This is a genomic window from Roseivirga seohaensis subsp. aquiponti, assembly GCF_001267955.1.
Taxonomy (GTDB): domain Bacteria; phylum Bacteroidota; class Bacteroidia; order Cytophagales; family Cyclobacteriaceae; genus Roseivirga; species Roseivirga seohaensis.
Genome location: NZ_JSVA01000031.1, coordinates 1 through 224, shown reverse-complemented (window position 1 = coordinate 224; position 224 = coordinate 1). Strand labels below are relative to the sequence as shown.

At 46.0% G+C, this 224-nt stretch carries 1 protein-coding gene; it reads right to left on the bottom strand.

Features of this window, described 5'->3' with window-relative positions; all coding sequences use genetic code 11:
- The coding region (locus OB69_RS18740) for an Ig-like domain-containing protein (RefSeq protein ID WP_185096926.1) at positions 1-224 on the bottom strand (224 nt) is incomplete at both ends.

Here is a 224-nt window from a genome sequence, read left to right as displayed (position 1 = left end):
TGTCGCGTTTCCTAAAGTAATATCGCCCACCGCAAATCCAGTTACTGCTTCGCTAAAGGTAAAGGTAGCAGTAAATGCATCGTTGATTGGATTTGCCGCAGTGCTTGAAATAAGTACTGTTGGAGCTGTTAGATCAGCAGTAATACTAAACTGAGTGGCAGCGGTATTTCCATTCGCTGCAGCGTCTTGGGCTACATTCGCGGCAACATCAATGGTTACTGTCC